This window comes from Streptomyces sp. NPDC023157 (assembly GCF_055560575.1).
In genome coordinates, this window is sequence record NZ_JBVHIL010000004.1 from 25,601 (window position 1) to 40,240 (window position 14,640).

At 72.0% G+C, this 14,640-nt stretch carries 13 protein-coding genes; 6 read left to right on the forward strand and 7 right to left on the reverse strand.

Annotated elements, in window-relative coordinates; genetic code table 11:
• Positions 1–80 precede the first annotated feature (80 nt).
• The 3 genes from ACZ3ZE_RS15040 to ACZ3ZE_RS15050 are packed head-to-tail and all read left to right on the forward strand — an operon-like array spanning position 81 to position 3,630.
• Positions 81–605, forward strand: coding sequence for a PadR family transcriptional regulator (locus ACZ3ZE_RS15040; protein WP_046909803.1), 525 nt, complete (start codon positions 81–83; stop codon positions 603–605).
• Positions 602–1,285, forward strand: coding sequence for an ABC transporter ATP-binding protein (locus ACZ3ZE_RS15045; protein WP_361176152.1), 684 nt, complete (start codon positions 602–604; stop codon positions 1,283–1,285). Before ACZ3ZE_RS15040 ends, ACZ3ZE_RS15045 begins: the two co-directional genes overlap by 4 nt.
• Positions 1,282–3,630, forward strand: a complete 2,349-nt coding sequence (locus ACZ3ZE_RS15050) for an FtsX-like permease family protein (protein ID WP_361176150.1) — start codon at positions 1,282–1,284, stop codon at positions 3,628–3,630. The genes ACZ3ZE_RS15045 and ACZ3ZE_RS15050 overlap by 4 nt, the downstream gene beginning before the upstream one ends.
• Before the next feature lie 86 nt (positions 3,631–3,716).
• Here the strand turns inward: ACZ3ZE_RS15050 and ACZ3ZE_RS15055 are convergent, their stop codons facing one another.
• Positions 3,717–4,652, reverse strand: a complete 936-nt coding sequence (locus ACZ3ZE_RS15055; protein WP_361176148.1) for a LysR substrate-binding domain-containing protein — start codon at positions 4,650–4,652, stop codon at positions 3,717–3,719.
• A 152-nt stretch (positions 4,653–4,804) separates the two neighbouring features.
• On the opposite strand from ACZ3ZE_RS15055, the gene ACZ3ZE_RS15060 reads away from it, so the two are divergent.
• Together ACZ3ZE_RS15060 and ACZ3ZE_RS15065 are read left to right on the forward strand one after the other, a co-directional pair.
• A complete protein-coding gene (locus ACZ3ZE_RS15060; protein WP_361176146.1) occupies positions 4,805–5,359 on the forward strand; it encodes a peroxiredoxin in 555 nt (184 codons plus the stop codon).
• 2 nt (positions 5,360–5,361) lie between these two features.
• Positions 5,362–5,895, forward strand: coding sequence for an alkyl hydroperoxide reductase (locus ACZ3ZE_RS15065; protein ID WP_329423570.1), 534 nt, complete (start codon positions 5,362–5,364; stop codon positions 5,893–5,895).
• Positions 5,896–5,958: 63 nt separating this feature from the next.
• Here ACZ3ZE_RS15065 and ACZ3ZE_RS15070 read toward each other — a convergent pair whose 3' ends face one another.
• From ACZ3ZE_RS15070 to ACZ3ZE_RS15090, 5 genes are all read right to left on the reverse strand, one after another.
• Positions 5,959–6,636, reverse strand: coding sequence for a hypothetical protein (locus ACZ3ZE_RS15070; protein WP_361176142.1), 678 nt, complete (start codon positions 6,634–6,636; stop codon positions 5,959–5,961).
• Entirely contained in the window at positions 6,633–8,093 is a 1,461-nt protein-coding gene (locus tag ACZ3ZE_RS15075) for an AI-2E family transporter (protein WP_467259315.1), read from the reverse strand. Before ACZ3ZE_RS15075 ends, ACZ3ZE_RS15070 begins: the two co-directional genes overlap by 4 nt.
• Positions 8,094–8,190: 97 nt before the next feature.
• The gene (locus ACZ3ZE_RS15080) at positions 8,191–8,892 is read right to left on the reverse strand and encodes an aggregation-promoting factor C-terminal-like domain-containing protein (protein ID WP_442305352.1); all 702 of its coding nucleotides are present in this window, start codon (positions 8,890–8,892) and stop codon (positions 8,191–8,193) included.
• A gap of 360 nt (positions 8,893–9,252) precedes the next feature.
• The gene (locus tag ACZ3ZE_RS15085; RefSeq protein WP_361627500.1) at positions 9,253–10,575 is read right to left on the reverse strand and encodes a PhoH family protein; all 1,323 of its coding nucleotides are present in this window, start codon (positions 10,573–10,575) and stop codon (positions 9,253–9,255) included.
• Positions 10,576–10,934: 359 nt separating this feature from the next.
• A complete protein-coding gene (locus ACZ3ZE_RS15090; protein ID WP_329423559.1) occupies positions 10,935–11,696 on the reverse strand; it encodes an isoprenyl transferase in 762 nt (253 codons plus the stop codon).
• Between the two features lie 110 nt (positions 11,697–11,806).
• Between ACZ3ZE_RS15090 and mgrA the strand changes: the two genes are divergently transcribed.
• Entirely contained in the window at positions 11,807–12,844 is a 1,038-nt protein-coding gene (gene mgrA / locus ACZ3ZE_RS15095; protein ID WP_361176134.1) for an L-glyceraldehyde 3-phosphate reductase, read from the forward strand.
• Positions 12,845–13,112: 268 nt separating this feature from the next.
• Here mgrA and ACZ3ZE_RS15100 read toward each other — a convergent pair whose 3' ends face one another.
• The gene (locus ACZ3ZE_RS15100; RefSeq protein ID WP_467259318.1) at positions 13,113–14,639 is read right to left on the reverse strand and encodes a DUF2079 domain-containing protein; all 1,527 of its coding nucleotides are present in this window, start codon (positions 14,637–14,639) and stop codon (positions 13,113–13,115) included.
• Position 14,640 lies beyond the last annotated feature (1 nt).

Consider the following 14,640-nt stretch of genomic DNA (forward strand, 5'->3'; position numbering starts at 1 on the left):
CCGCCGGTCACATTCTGCTCGTACGGGGGTGCCACCAGGGCTATACATCGTGCGTATACACGCCATGTACAGTGACACCCATGTCCATCGGTCACACCCTTCTGGGACTCCTGGAGTCCGGCCCGCGCCACGGCTACGACCTCAAGCGCGCCTTCGACGAGCGGTTCGGCCACGACCGGCCGCTGCACTACGGGCAGGTCTACTCGACCATGTCCCGGCTCCTGAAGAACGGTCTCGTCGAGGTCGACGGCATCGAGGCCGGCGGGGGCCCCGAGCGCAAGCGGTACGCCATCACCGAGGCGGGCATCACCGATGTCGCCGCCTGGCTGGCCACCCCCGAGAAGCCCGAGCCCTACCTCCAGTCGACGCTCTACACCAAGGTCGTCCTGGCCCTGCTCACCGGGCGCGGGGCCGCCGAGCTCCTCGACGTCCAGCGCACCGAGCACCTGCGCCTGATGCGCGAGCTCACCCGGCGCAAGAAGGACGGCGACCTCGCGGACCAGCTGATCTGCGACCACGCCCTGTTCCACCTGGAGGCCGACCTGCGCTGGCTGGAACTGACCGCCGCCCGCCTCGACCGGCTCGCCGAGGAGGTCCGCCGATGACCGCCGAACCGCTGCTCAGGGCGAGCGGGATCGACAAGGCGTACGGGCCGACGCCGGCGCTGGCCGGGGCCGACTTCGCCCTGCGGGCCGGGGAGGTCGTCGCCGTGATGGGCCCCTCCGGCTCCGGCAAGTCCACCCTGCTGCACTGCCTCGCCGGCATCGTCCGCCCCGACGCCGGGACCATCCACTACGACGGGCGCGAGCTGACCGCCCTCACCGACGGACAGCGCAGCGCCCTGCGCCGCGCCGACTTCGGCTTCGTCTTCCAGTTCGGCCAGCTGGTCCCCGAGCTCACCTGCGTCGAGAACGTCGCCCTTCCGCTGCGTTTGAACGGCGAGCGGCGCAAGAGCGCCGAGGAGAGGGCGCGCACCTGGTTGACGCGCCTGGAGGTCGAGGACGTGGCCGGCAAGCGCCCCGGCGAGATATCCGGCGGCCAGGGCCAGCGGGTCGCCGTGGCCCGCGCCCTCGTCACCGCCCCGCGGGTGATCTTCGCCGACGAGCCGACCGGCGCGCTCGACTCGCTCAACGGCGAGCGGGTGATGCGGCTGCTCACCGACGCCTCCCGGGACACCGGCGCCGCCGTCGTCCTGGTCACCCACGAGGCCCGGGTCGCCGCCTACTCCGACCGCGAGATCGTGGTCCGCGACGGCTCCGTACGGGACACGGAGTGGGCGGTATGAACCCGCGGACCTGGGCGCGCGACCTGGCGCTCGGCGCGCGCTTCGCGATCACCGGCGGCCGCGGCGGCTGGATCCGTACGGCCCTGACGGCGACCGGCATCGGCTTCGGCGTGGCCCTGCTGCTGGTCGCCGCGTCGCTGCCGAACATGCTCTTCCAGCGGGAGGTACGGGAGTCCGCCCGGGTGCCCGACGCCAGCTACCAGGTCACCAAGCCGGGCCCCGACACCTTTCTGCACGTGGGCCACCGCACCGAGTACCGGGGCGAGGTCGTCACCGGCCTGCTCCTCCGGCCCGAGGGCGCTCGCCCCGCGCTGCCGCCCGGCGCCGCCGCGATGCCGGGCCCGGGCGAGATGCTGGTCTCCCCCGCCCTCGCCGAGCTGCTCGGCTCCCCCGAGGGGACGCTGCTGCGCGAGCGGATCCCGTACCGGACCGTCGGCACCCTCGGCGAGGCCGGACTGATCGGCCCGACGGAACTGCGGTACGTGGCCGGCAGCTCGACCCTCACCACGGACAACTACGACGGCCGCGGCAGGACGTACGGCTGGTCGGTGCCCGAGGAGCCGAAGAACGCCTTCCTGCTCCTGCTCGTCGTCATCGGCTGCGTGGTGCTGCTGCTGCCGGTGCTGGTCTTCATCGCCACCGCCGTCCGCTTCGGCGGCGAACAGCGCGACCGGCGGCTCGCGGCGCTGCGGCTGGTCGGCGCGGACAACGCGACGACCCGGCGGATCGCGGCCGGTGAGTCCCTCGCGGGCGCGCTGCTCGGGCTCGGCACCGGCGCCGTCCTCTTCGCCGTGGCCCGGCAGTTCGCCGGCACCGTGACGTTCTGGGACGTCAACGCCTTCCCGTCCGACGTGTCCCCGCTGCCCTGGCTGGCCGCCCTGATCATCGGCGCGGTGCCGGTCGCCGCCGTCGCGGTCACCCTCTTCGCGCTGCGCGAGGTCGCGATCGAGCCGCTCGGCGTCGTCAGGACCGCCACCCCGCGGCCCCGCCGCCTCGCCTGGCGGCTGGTCCTCGTGCTGGCCGGGGCGGCGCTCCTCGTGCCGTCCGTCTCGGGCGTGCGGATCGAGCAGACGCAGATCGACACGGTCTGGGTCGCCGGCGGCACCACCCTGGCCCTGATCGGGCTCACCACCCTGCTGCCCTGGCTGGTGGAGGCCCTGGTGAAGCGGCTGCACGGCGGCCCGGTCGCGTGGCAGCTGGCCGTCCGCAGGCTCCAGTTGAGCAGCAGCGCCGCCGCCCGCACGGTCAGCGGCATCGTCGTCGCGGCGACCGGGGCGATCGCCCTGCTGATGCTGTTCCAGGCGATGCAGAACGACTTCATGCGGCCCACCAACATGGACACCGCCCGGGCCCAGATGCAGACCCGGGTCCGCGCCCACGACGGCGACGCGGCCCGGGTGATGATCGGGAAGCTGGCCGGGACGAAGGGCGTCACCGGGGTCGCCGGCGTCATCGAGTCCAACCTGTGGCGGCCCGGCCCGCTCGCCAAGGGCGAGGACATGCGTCCGATGACCTCGATCGCCGTCGGCGACTGCGCCTCCCTGAAGGAGCTCGCCACCCTGCCCTCCTGCAAGGACGGCGACGTCTTCGTCGCCCTCGCGCACGGCACGGAGGGGCCCGAGGACGCCTGGGTGACCCGGACCGCGAGGGCGGGCGCCCTGGTGGACCTGCGCGATCCGGAGCTCCACAAGGCCGGACCGCCGCCCACCTGGCGCGTCCCCGCCACCGCCCGCACGGTGGACTCGCGCCGCGACCCCATGGGCATGGTGCAGTTCGGGATCCTCGCCACCCCGAAGGCGATCGACGCGGCACGGCTCGACACCCCCGGCGTCAACGCGATGATCCGGATCGACCCGGCGGTGCCGGACGCCCCCGAGTACGTACGGAACGCGGTCGCCGCGCTCGATCCGCTGACCCGCGTCGACACCCTGCAGAACATGGAGCGCGACGCCCAGTACGCGAGCGTCCGCACCGGGATCCTGGTCGGCGCCACGCTGACCATGCTCCTCGTGGCGGCCTCGCTCCTGGTCACCACCCTGGAGCAACTGCGCGAACGCCGACGGCTGCTGTCCTCGCTGGTCGCCTTCGGCACCCGGCGCAGCACGCTCGGCTGGTCGGTGCTGTGGCAGACCACCGTGCCGATCGTCCTCGGGCTCGCCCTCGCGGTGGTCGGCGGACTCGGCCTCGGCGCGGTGCTGCTGCGGATGATCGGCAAGCAGGTCGAGGACTGGTGGGTCTTCCTGCCGGTGGCCGGTGTCGGCGCGGCACTGATCGCCGCGGTGACCCTGCTGAGCCTGCCGCTGCTGTGGCGCCTGATGCGCGCCGACGGGCTCAGGACGGAGTAGTCGGGGTACGGAGGGACGCCGGGGTACGAGGCGGGGCGGGGGCCCGGGGTCTCAGCTCCCGGCGCCCCGGGGCGGGCGCGGGGTTTTCAGGTCTCCGCGCCCGCGACCCGTACCGGCAGGCGGCGCATCGCCTCGCGCAGCGCGCCCGCCAGTTGCCCGAACTCGGAGTGGCGGGCCGCGCCCGTGCGCATGGCGAGCGCGATCCGGCGGGACGGCGCCGGGGCGGCGAAACAGCCGGTGTGCAGGGCCGTGTTGCGGGCCGTCTCGACCTTGACCGCGGTGCGCGGCAGCAGGGTCACGCCGAGGCCGCCCGCGACCAGCTGGACCAGCGTCGAGAGACCGGCCGCGGTGGTGGTGACCGGCGCCCCCTCGGTGCGCCCGGCCTCGCGGCAGATGTCGAGGGCCTGGTCGCGCAGGCAGTGCCCCTCGTCCAGGAGCAGCAGTTTGAGCTCCCTGAGGGCCTCGCGCGGGATGTCGGTGCGCCCGGCGAGCGGATGCCCCTCGGGGGTGACCAGGACGAAGTCCTCGTCGAACAGCGGGAGTTCGGTGACCCCGGGGGCGCCCAGCGGCACCGCCAGCAGCAGCAGGTCGAGCCGTCCGGCGGACAGCCCGTCGAGCAGCGAGGAGGTCTGCTCCTCGTGCACCTGGAGGTCGAGCTCCGGGTAGCGGGTGTGGACCAGGCGCAGCACGGTCGGCAGCAGGTACGGCGCGACCGTCGGGATGACCCCGAGCCGCAGCACGCCCGTGAACGGGGCCTGCGCCGCCTCGGCCTCCTCCATCAGCTCGCCGACCGCGTCGAGTACGGCGCCGGCCCGCACCGCGAGCCGCTCCCCCGCGGGCGAGAGCAGTACTTTGCGCGTCGTACGCTCAAGGAGCTGGACACCGAGTGCCTCTTCGAGAGCCGACACCGCGCCCGAGAGGGCGGGCTGGCTCATCCCGATGGCCGCCGCCGCGTCCCGGAAGTGGAGGTGCTCCGCGACCGCCGCGAAGGCTCTGAGCTGGGACAGGCTGGGTTGTTTCACACGCCGGGCCGGGATCACTGATAACCACCTTCGATCAACTTGAGCCAGTCTAGCTATTTCACTGATCAATGCACTCCGTGCCATGCTGGGGATTCGTCCAACCCCTCACGGAAGACCTCAAAAGGGATCCTTCCGAACTGCAAGGAGAGCGCGTGCTCACTGTCGGTGACCAGTTCCCCACTTACGACCTGACCGCCTGCGTGTCGCTGGAGAGCGGCAAGGAGTTCGAGCAGATCGACCACAAGTCCTACGAGGGCAAGTGGCGCGTGGTGTTCTTCTGGCCGAAGGACTTCACCTTCGTCTGCCCCACCGAGATCGCCGCCTTCGGCAAGCTGAACGACGAGTTCGCCGACCGCGACGCCCAGATCCTCGGCGTCTCCGGTGACTCCGAGTTCGTGCACCACGCCTGGCGCAAGGACCACGCCGACCTGCGTGACCTGCCCTTCCCGATGCTCGCCGACTCGAAGCACGAGCTCATGCGCGACTGCGGCGTCGAGGGTGAGGACGGCTTCGCCCAGCGCGCCGTCTTCGTCATCGACCCGAACAACGAGATCCAGTTCACCATGGTGACCGCCGGCTCCGTCGGCCGTAACCCCAAGGAGGTCCTGCGGGTCCTGGACGCCCTGCAGACCGACGAGCTGTGCCCGTGCAACTGGAACAAGGGTGAGGACACCCTCGACGCCGGCGCGCTCCTGGCCGGTGAGTGAGCATGGCGCTCGATGAGCTGAAGGCCGCCGTCCCGGACTTCGCCAAGGACCTCAAGCTGAACCTCGGCTCGGTCATCGGCAACAGCGACCTCCCGCAGCAGCAGCTGTGGGGCACGGTGCTCGCCTGCGCCATCGCCTCGCGCTCGCCGAAGGTGCTGAAGGAGCTGGAGCCCGAGGCCCAGGCCAACCTGAAGCCCGAGGCGTACCAGGCCGCCAAGTCGGCCGCCGCGATCATGGCGATGAACAACGTCTTCTACCGGACCCGGCACCTGCTGTCGGACCCGGAGTACGGGACGATGCGCGCCGGTCTGCGGATGAACGTCATCGGCAACCCGGGCGTCGACAAGGTCGACTTCGAGCTGTGGTCGCTGGCCGTCTCCGCGATCAACGGCTGCGGCCAGTGCCTGGACTCGCACGAGCAGGTCCTGCGCAAGGCCGGTGTCGACCGCGAGACCATCCAGGAGGCCGTGAAGATCGCCGCGGTCATCCAGGCGGTCGGCGTCACGCTGGACGCCGAGGCGGTCCTGGCCGAGTAGGGCCAAAGTCCGCGCGTACGACGAGAAGGGCCCCGGGGCGCAGCACGCCCCGGGGCCCTTCTGTCATGCCTTGAGCTCCGCCATCAGCGCGGTCATGTCCTCCACGAGGAAGGTGCGGGTCGCGGCCGGGTCGAGTGCGGGCGGCTCGGGCGGCGGGCCGGTCCCGTCGTACATCAGGTTCGGTGAGAGCGACAGCTCGATGACGGTCTGCCCGTCCAGGACGCGCAGCGACATCGTGCCACCGCCGTCGTCCGTGAACTGGGCGATCTCGCCGACTCCGGAGACCCGCTCGCCGCCGCCCTCCAGCGGGTCGTTCATCAGAGCCTCGAACTCCGGGCCGGGATCCGTGACCCGGTGCACGGTGTACGTCACCCGCACCTCGTAGGAGACCGGCTTCCCCTCCAGCGGCACCATGCACTCGGCCCGGTAGAGGGCGGGCTGCTCCACGGTGATGGGGTTGGTCGTCTCCCCCCTGCGCCCGAAGGCCGAGGCCAGGCCGTCCACCTTGGCCCGCGCGCACGGGTCGATGCCCGGCTTGTACCCCTTCAGGTCCGGCCCGCGCCCGTCCTCGTGCCGGTCGTACGCGACGAGTCCGCCGGTCCACACGGCCGAGGCGGCGACCGCCCCGCCGAGCGCCCACAGCCAGGGGCGCCGGGGCCCGCGCCGCTTCGGCTCGGCGGGGAGGGGCTCCAGGGCGGCCGGGAACTCCGTACCGCCGACCAGCTCCGGTTCCGAGATCACCCGTCCGCCCGCTCGGGCGTCCCCGGCGCGGGGGTCGGCGCGACCTCGTGGGCGGTGGCGCCGTGCGGCTCGGGCGAGGCGCGCAGGGCCTGTTCGTGGCTGTACGCGCGGAGGTAGCCGACCACCGTGTTGGCGACGGCTACCAGCGGGACGGCGACGACGGCGCCGCCGATGCCGGCGGTCAGTCCGCCGGCCGCGACCGCGAGGACCACCGCGAGGGGGTGCACCCGCACGGCCCGGCCGAGGATGAACGGCTGGAGGACGTGGCCCTCGATCTGCTGCACGGCGAGCACCACCACGATCACCATGAGGGCGGTGAACACCCCGTTGGTGACGAGCGCGACGACGACGGCGAGGGCACCGGAGAGAACGGCGCCGACCATCGGGATGAAGGCGAAGAGGAAGATGAAGACGGCGAGCGGCACGGCCATCGGCACGTCGAGGAAGTAGAGCCCGAGGCCGATGAACACGGCGTCGATCAGGGCGACGAGCACCGTGCCGCGGACGTACGCGGTGAGGGTGCGCCAGGCCCGCGGACCGGCTCCGGCGACGCCGGGCCTGGCCTGCGCGGGCACCAGCTTCAGCGTCCACTCCCAGACCTTCTTCCCGTCGTGGAGGAGGAAGAGGGTGGAGAACATGGCGAGCAGGATGCCGGTCATCGCCTCGACGATCACGGTCACGCCCTGGAGTCCGGCGGAGGTGATCTGCTCGGCGTTGGCGCCGATGGTGTCGCTGAGGTTCTTGGCGATGTCGTTGATCTGCGACTCGGTCACATGGAACGGGCTGTCGAGCAGCCAGCGCTTGAGTTCCTCGATGCCGTCCCTGACCTGGTCGGACAGGTTGTCGATGTTGTCCATCACCTGCCAGACCACGAACCAGCCGACCAGGCCCATCACGACGAAGCCGGAGACGGCGGTGACGGCGGTGGCCAGACCGCGGGGCAGGCCCTTGCGACGCAGCAGGGCGACGGTGGGCTGGAGGAGCGCGGTGATGAGGAGGGCGGCGACGAAGGCGAGCACGACCAGCTGGACGGAGCTGATCACCTTCATCAGTACCCAGACCGTGCCGGCGAGGACGAGCAGCCGCCAGCCGGCCTCGGCGGCGACCCGCATGCCCCACGGGATGGCGGCGACGGGGTCGGGCCGGGCGGCGACGGCGGGCGCGTAGGCGGGCGGTGCCGGGACGGAGGCGGCGGAGGCCGCGGCGTCGCCGGTCCCGGGGTCCGGCCCGGTTCCCTTGTCCGTGTCGGGGCGCGGGCCCGCGACCGGGTCCGCGACGGCGGCGGCCCCGGGGACGGGTGCGGCGGACGCGGGGGCGTACGCCGGGACGTCCGGGACGACGTACGGCAGGCCCAGCGGATCCTCGCGTTCGGCCTCCGCGCGGCGCTCGTCAAGGCGCTCGCCCATACGGCTGACGCTCGCGCCCAGCCGGTTCAGCCATCCTGGCAGTCTCGACATGCTCTATCCCTCTCCCCCTCCGAACCCCCCGAACCTACACGCACGCAGCCCCCCACCGTAGGACGGCGAGGGGCTGCGCGAAGTTGAGCGGCCGGTACTAGTACCAGCGGTTGGCCTGCCAGAAGGACCAGGCGCCGCACGGGCTGCCGTAGCGGCCGTCCATGTAGCTGAGGCCCCACTTGATCTGGGTGGCGGGGTTGGTCTGCCAGTCGGCGCCGGCCGAGGACATCTTCGAGCCGGGGAGCGCCTGGACGAGACCGTAGGCGCCCGAGCCCGCGTTGACGGCGCGGTAGTTCCAGCCGGACTCGTGGTCCACGATGTTGCTGAAGCACTGGAACTGGTCGGCCGGGATCATCTGGCGAGCCATCGCCTTGACCTCGGAGACGCTGTACGAGCCCTGGGCGGAGAAGCTGCTCGCGTCGCGCAGCGAGGAACGGCTGGCCCGGTCGGCCTCCTCCTTGCGCTCCTTCTCGGCCTTCTCTGCCTTGTCGGCGGCCTTCTTCTTCGCCTCGGCGTCCTTCGCGGCCTGGATGCGGGCGGCTTCCTCGGCGGACTTGCGCGCGAGGGAGTCGGCGGCGGCGGCCTGTACGTCGGCCTGCTCCGAGAGGGAGGAGACCTGTACCTGGGCCTGCTCGCCCGCGGGAATGTCCGCGAGCAGCGTGGTGTCGGCCGCGGTGGCCTCGAAGTTGTCGTCAGCGGGCTGCGCGACGTTGCCCGACGCGACGCCGACGACGGCGCCGACAGTGGTGACCGCAGTGGCCGAAGCCACCGCGAATCCCCGGACCGAGATCCGGCTCACACGGTTTCCTTCCAGCATCGCCCGCGCAGGTGACCAAGCGGGCGAAATCGTGCCCCTGGCGCTGGTCTCCGAACTGCTGGGTCACAGAAGACACGGGCCCGTGGTGCTGTGGGCGGCATACGGCTGACGGCTGTTCAGTTGTGTGGTTCCACACCCCTGAGGGTGCACGTGTGCCGTATGCGGGGCCTGACGGAAGCAAGACTTTGCCGGACGTCGACACCGCAAGGCAATTCTCCACTGCGTGTGAAAGCTCACACCTGATCAGACGCACGGGTTTTGGGCGATACGGCGGACAACGCGGCGCCGCCCGGCTAAGCTCCTGCGCTTTGCCGGGCGGCGCCAACTGTGGTGCGATTCGGGTCAGATCTGGCCGTCCTCCAGCATTTCGGTCACGAGCGCGGCGATCTGCGAGCGCTCGGAGCGGGTGAGCGTGACGTGCGCGAAGAGCGGATGCCCCTTCAACTTCTCGACCACGGCGACGACTCCGTCGTACCGCCCGACCCGCAGGTTGTCGCGCTGGGCGACGTCATGGGTGAGGACGACCCGGGAATTCGCTCCGATACGGGACAGAACGGTCAACAGCACGTTCCGCTCCAGGGACTGGGCCTCGTCCACGATGACGAACGCGTCGTGGAGCGAGCGGCCCCGGATGTGGGTGAGCGGGAGCACCTCCAGCATGCCCCGGCCGAGCACCTCCTCGATCACCTCGCGCCCCGCCACGGACGAGAGGGTGTCGAAGACCGCCTGGGCCCAGGGGCTCATCTTCTCGGCCTCGGTGCCCGGCAGATAGCCGAGCTCCTGGCCGCCGACCGCGTACAGCGGACGGAAGACCATCACCTTCTGGTGCTGACGGCGCTCCAGGACCGCCTCCAGGCCCGCGCAGAGCGCGAGCGCCGACTTGCCCGTGCCGGCCCGGCCGCCCATCGAGACGATGCCGACGTCCGGGTCGAGCAGCAGGTCCAGCGCGATCCGCTGCTCGGCGCTGCGGCCGCGGATCCCGAAGACCTCCCGGTCGCCCCGCACCAGCCGGACGCCGCCGTCGGCCGCGACCCGGCCGAGGGCCTTGCCGCGCTCGGACTGGAGGACCAGACCGGTGTGCACGGGCAGCTCGGCCGCCTCGGGCACGTGCAGCCTCTCCTGGTCGTAGAGGATGTCGATCTGGTCCGCGGAGAGGGCCAGTTCGGACATCCCGGTCCAGCCGGAGTCCGTGATGGCGAGTTCCGCCCGGTACTCCTCGGCGAGGAGGCCGACCGAGGACGCCTTGATGCGCAGCGGCAGGTCCTTGGAGACGACCGTGACGTCGTACCCCTCCGCCTGCAGGTTGCGCGCGACCGCGAGGATCCGTGAGTCGTTGTCCCCCAGCCGGTAGCCCGCCGGGAGGACGCCGGGGTCCGAGTGGTTGAGTTCGACGCGGAGCGTCCCGCCCAGGTCCCCGATGGGGAGCGGGGAGTCGAGGCGTCCGTACCGGACCCGGAAGTCGTCGAGCAGGCGCAGGGCCTGCCGGGCGAAGTAGCCGAGTTCGGGATGGTGCCTCTTGGCCTCGAGCTCGGTGACCACGACGATCGGGAGCACGACCTCGTGCTCGTCGAAGCGGGACATCGCGCTCGGGTCGGCCAGCAGGACGCTGGTGTCGAGAACATAGGTGCGCCTGTCGGACAAGCGGCGCTTAGTGCTGGTCACCACGGAAGGACAGACCCCCTTCGAGGACCCCTGTGAGGTCGGGGTGCGGCGGCTCCGCGCACAGGGGAGCCGTCGTCGCTGCGGAATGGGACCGGGCTCAGGCCGCGATGCGCGGGCCGAGCTCCGGCCCTCCGCTTCGTCCGCGCATCTCCTGCACGGTCGTCCTGGTGCAAAGGGCCTCCCGGGTGGCGGTCTCCGTGCCGCTCACTTCACCAGGGATATGCCCTCGAACACACGCCGTCATGCCATGGCATATGACGGCGTGTTCATGAACAAGGGGTGACCAGGGATGCCGAAGGGACCGGCGGTGCCGGGGACGCCGGTGGGGCCGCGTGCCGGCAGGCCGGTGGGGGCCGGACGCCTCAGGAACCGAAGCGGCGGTGACGGGCCGCGTAGTCGCGCAGGGCGCGCAGGAAGTCGACCTTGCGGAAGGCCGGCCAGTGCACCTCGCAGAAGTAGTACTCGGAGTGCGCGCTCTGCCACAGCATGAATCCGGACAGGCGCTGCTCGCCGCTGGTGCGGATGACCAGGTCCGGGTCGGGCTGGCCGCGGGTGTAGAGGTGCTCGGAGATGTGCTCGACGTCGACGATCTCGGCGAGCTCCTCGAAGCTGGTGCCCTTCTCCGCGTGCTCCAGGAGCAGCGAACGGACCGCGTCCGCGATCTCCTGGCGGCCGCCGTAGCCCACCGCGACGTTCACGAGTATCCCCGTGTTGTCGTGGGTGGCCTGCTCGGCCTCCTTCAGCACGGACTGGGTGCGGGCCGGCAGGAGGTCCATGGTGCCCACGTGGTGCACCCGCCAGCGGCCGTCGGCGGCGAGCGCGCGGACCGCGTCCTCGATGATCGCGAGCAGCGGGACCAGCTGCTCCTCCGGGCGGCTCAGGTTGTCGGTGGAGAGCATCCAGAGGGTGACGACCTCGACGTCGGTCTCGGAGCACCAGCCGAGCAGTTCCTGGATCTTGTCCGCGCCGGCCTTGTGACCCTGCTCGGGGGTGCCGCCGGCGGCCTTGGCCCAGCGGCGGTTGCCGTCGAGGATGACACCGATGTGCTTGGGCACCTGGGCGTGGTCGAGTCGGCCTTCCACCCGGCGTGCGTACAGCCCGTACACCAGGTCACGCAGGTTCACCGTTCTTTACCCCTCCATGAGCGTCGGCCCCCCGAAGCCGCCACATTACTGCGCACGGGTCACGGGCTCCCAGCCCGGGACTGTCACAAGTCCGTGATAGGGAGAGATACGTGACTGATTCCCCCCTGTACCGCGCCGCCGCGAACCGCTACGACTCCATGGAGTACCGGCGCACCGGCCGCAGCGGGCTCAAGCTGCCCGCGGTCTCCCTCGGCCTGTGGCACAACTTCGGCGACGACCGCACCCTCGACTCCCAGCGGGCGATCCTGCGCCGCGCCTTCGACCTGGGCGTGACCCACTTCGACCTGGCCAACAACTACGGACCGCCGCCCGGCTCCGCCGAGCTGAACTTCGGCAAGATCTTCGCGCAGGACTTCGCGCCCTACCGGGACGAGCTGATCGTCTCGACCAAGGCCGGCTACGAGATGCACCCCGGCCCGTACGGCGAATGGGGCTCCCGCAAGTACCTGATGTCCTCGCTCGACGCCTCCCTGAAGCGGATGGGCCTCGACTACGTCGACATCTTCTACTCGCACCGCTTCGACCCGCACACCCCGCTGGAGGAGACGATGGGGGCGCTCGCCTCCGCCGTCCAGCAGGGCAAGGCGCTGTACGTGGGCGTCTCCTCGTACACCAGTGAGCAGACCGCCGAGGCCGCGCGGATCCTCAAGGAGATGGGCGTCCCGGCCCTGATCCACCAGCCGTCGTACTCGATGATCAACCGCTGGACGGAGGACGACGGCCTCCTCGACACGCTGGAGGCGGCCGGCATGGGCTGCATCTCCTTCGTGCCGCTGGCGCAGGGGCTGCTCACCAACAAGTACCTGAAGGGCATCCCGGAGGGCTCCCGGGCCACCCAGGGCAAGTCCCTCGACCCGAACCTGCTCTCCGGCGAGGTGCTGCGCCGGCTGCGCGGCCTGGCGGACATCGCCGAGCGGCGCGGGCAGTCGCTCGCGCAGCTCGCGCTGGCCTGGGTGCTGCGGGACGAGCGGATGACCTCGGCGCTGATCGGCGCGTCGAGCGTCGCCCAGCTGGAGGAGAACATCGCGGCCCTCGCCGGGGCGCCGCTGTCGGAGGAGGAGCTGAAGGAGATCGACTCCTTCGCCGTCGACACCGAGGGCACCAACATCTGGGCCGGCCGGGGCTGACCCGCCCCTGGGGGCGGCGGGAAAGAAAAAACGGGCCGGTCCGTGGGGGGGATACGGACCGGCCCGAGGGGGGGTTTCCACCATAACCCTTCATTAGTCGTCCTGCGCGCCACCCGCGCCGACCGGAGCGTCGCGGATTCTCCGGAGGCCAAGCGGCACAAGGGCTGTGAGGGCCGGTGGCGGGTTTGCGCCCGGGCGTGGCGGCGGAATCGGTACCTCCGACGGGGGACCCCCGCGCCGGGTCGTCCGGTTGACGCGGCGGCGCAGGTCAGGACGGGGTGCGCGGGGCTCTCACGCGGTGCAGCAGGGTGATGCCGTCACGGCGGGCGACCAGCTCGTAACCGTGTTCGCGCTGCGCGGCCCGGAGCTCGGCGAGCTGCTGGGGCAGCGGGTAGGGCCAGTGGCCCGGCTTGTACGGCCAGGCCTCCGGGGCCTCGCTGTCGTGGATGATCCACTCGGCGGTCGGCGGCGGCAGGTCCTCGCGGGGGTACGCGTACAGCCGCCCGCCGACCGGGAAGGTCGGGAAGAGGACGACGGCGCAGCGCGAGGTGAGCTGCGGGGCGAGCCGGTTGGACGCGGCGACGGTGGCCCCGTCGGGGATCTCGTCGAGCAGCGCGCGGGCGGCCCGCAGATGCCCGGTGGTGTGCCAGGTGGCCCGTTGGGCGAGCTGGGCCAGCGGGAACGAGGGCAACAGGACGGCGGTCACGGCGAGCACGGTGGCGAGCGAGGCGCGGACCGTGCGCGGGTCGGTCGCGCGGCCGAGGACGTCGATGAGTCCGGCGAGGACGACGGGCATGAGGATCGCGCTGTAGTGGAAGGCGGTCCCCCAGTGGAAGCCGTTCTCCGAGGCCATCCGCCAGGCGAGGGTGGGCAGCGCGATCAGCGCGAGCGGGGAGCGCAGGGCGAGCAGCGCGGACGGGGCGAAGACGAGCACGAGGGTGGTGGCCTTCGTCTCGGGGCGCAGCAGGTCGAGCGGGGCGTGGGCGAGGGCGCCGAGGAGCGAGCCGTGGGCCGCCGCGAGGTTGCCGCCGTGGGCGTAGCCGCCGGTGGGGTCCAGGGCGGGCAGCAGGACCTTGATCTCCAGGAACGAACCGAGCAGGCCGGCGGCGGCGGTGGCGAGGCCGAGCCGGAGGGCGCCCCGGTCGGCGCGGCCCTTGACGGCGACGTAGCCGCCGACGGCGGCGAGGGTGAGGCCCAGGTCCTCCTTGACCAGGAGCAGCGGCGCGGCCCAGCCGACGGCGGTCCGCCAGCGCTGCCGGCCGAGCGCCTCCAGGGAGAAGGCGAGCAGGGGCACGGCGAGGGTGACCTCGTGGAAGTCGAAGGCGGCGGCGGAGGCGACGCCCCAGCTCAGCCCGTACGCGGCGGCGACGGCGTGGGCGGCGCGGCGGCCGAGCGCGCGGTCGGCCCAGCGGGCGAGCGGGACGACGGCGAGCGCGAGGAGCGCGGACTGGGCGACGAGCAGGGTGAGCGGTGAGGGCCAGAGGCGGTAGAGCGGGGCGAGGGCGGCGAGCAGGGGGTGGAAGTGGTCGCCGAGGAGGTTGAAGCCCTCGCCGCGCAAGGGGGCGACGGGGGCGCGGAGTTCGGCGTAGGCGCGGACGGCCTGTTCGAAGATGCCGAGGTCGTATCCGGTGGTGCGCATGAGCTGGTGGCGGCGTACGGCGACGGTCGCGTAGAGCAGGCAGAGGGCGAGGGCCCAGGCCCAGGGCAGGGCGGCGGGGCGCCGGTACCAGGGGGTGGGGGCGGGACGCTCCGGCCCGTACGTGCCTGATGCCGGGTGCTCAACGATTGTCCGCATA

Excerpts from the sequence above, each read along its gene's own strand:
- ACZ3ZE_RS15050 (WP_361176150.1), top strand. The coding sequence starts at position 1,282 with ATGAACCCGCGGACCTGGGCGCGCGACCTGGCGCTCGGCGCGCGCTTC.
- ACZ3ZE_RS15100 (WP_467259318.1), bottom strand. The coding sequence starts at position 14,639 with ATGCGGACAATCGTTGAGCACCCGGCATCAGGCACGTACGGGCCGGAG.
- ACZ3ZE_RS15065 (WP_329423570.1), top strand. The coding sequence starts at position 5,362 with ATGGCGCTCGATGAGCTGAAGGCCGCCGTCCCGGACTTCGCCAAGGAC.
- ACZ3ZE_RS15075 (WP_467259315.1), bottom strand. The coding sequence starts at position 8,093 with ATGTCGAGACTGCCAGGATGGCTGAACCGGCTGGGCGCGAGCGTCAGC.
- ACZ3ZE_RS15045 (WP_361176152.1), top strand. The coding sequence starts at position 602 with ATGACCGCCGAACCGCTGCTCAGGGCGAGCGGGATCGACAAGGCGTAC.
- ACZ3ZE_RS15040 (WP_046909803.1), top strand. The coding sequence starts at position 81 with ATGTCCATCGGTCACACCCTTCTGGGACTCCTGGAGTCCGGCCCGCGC.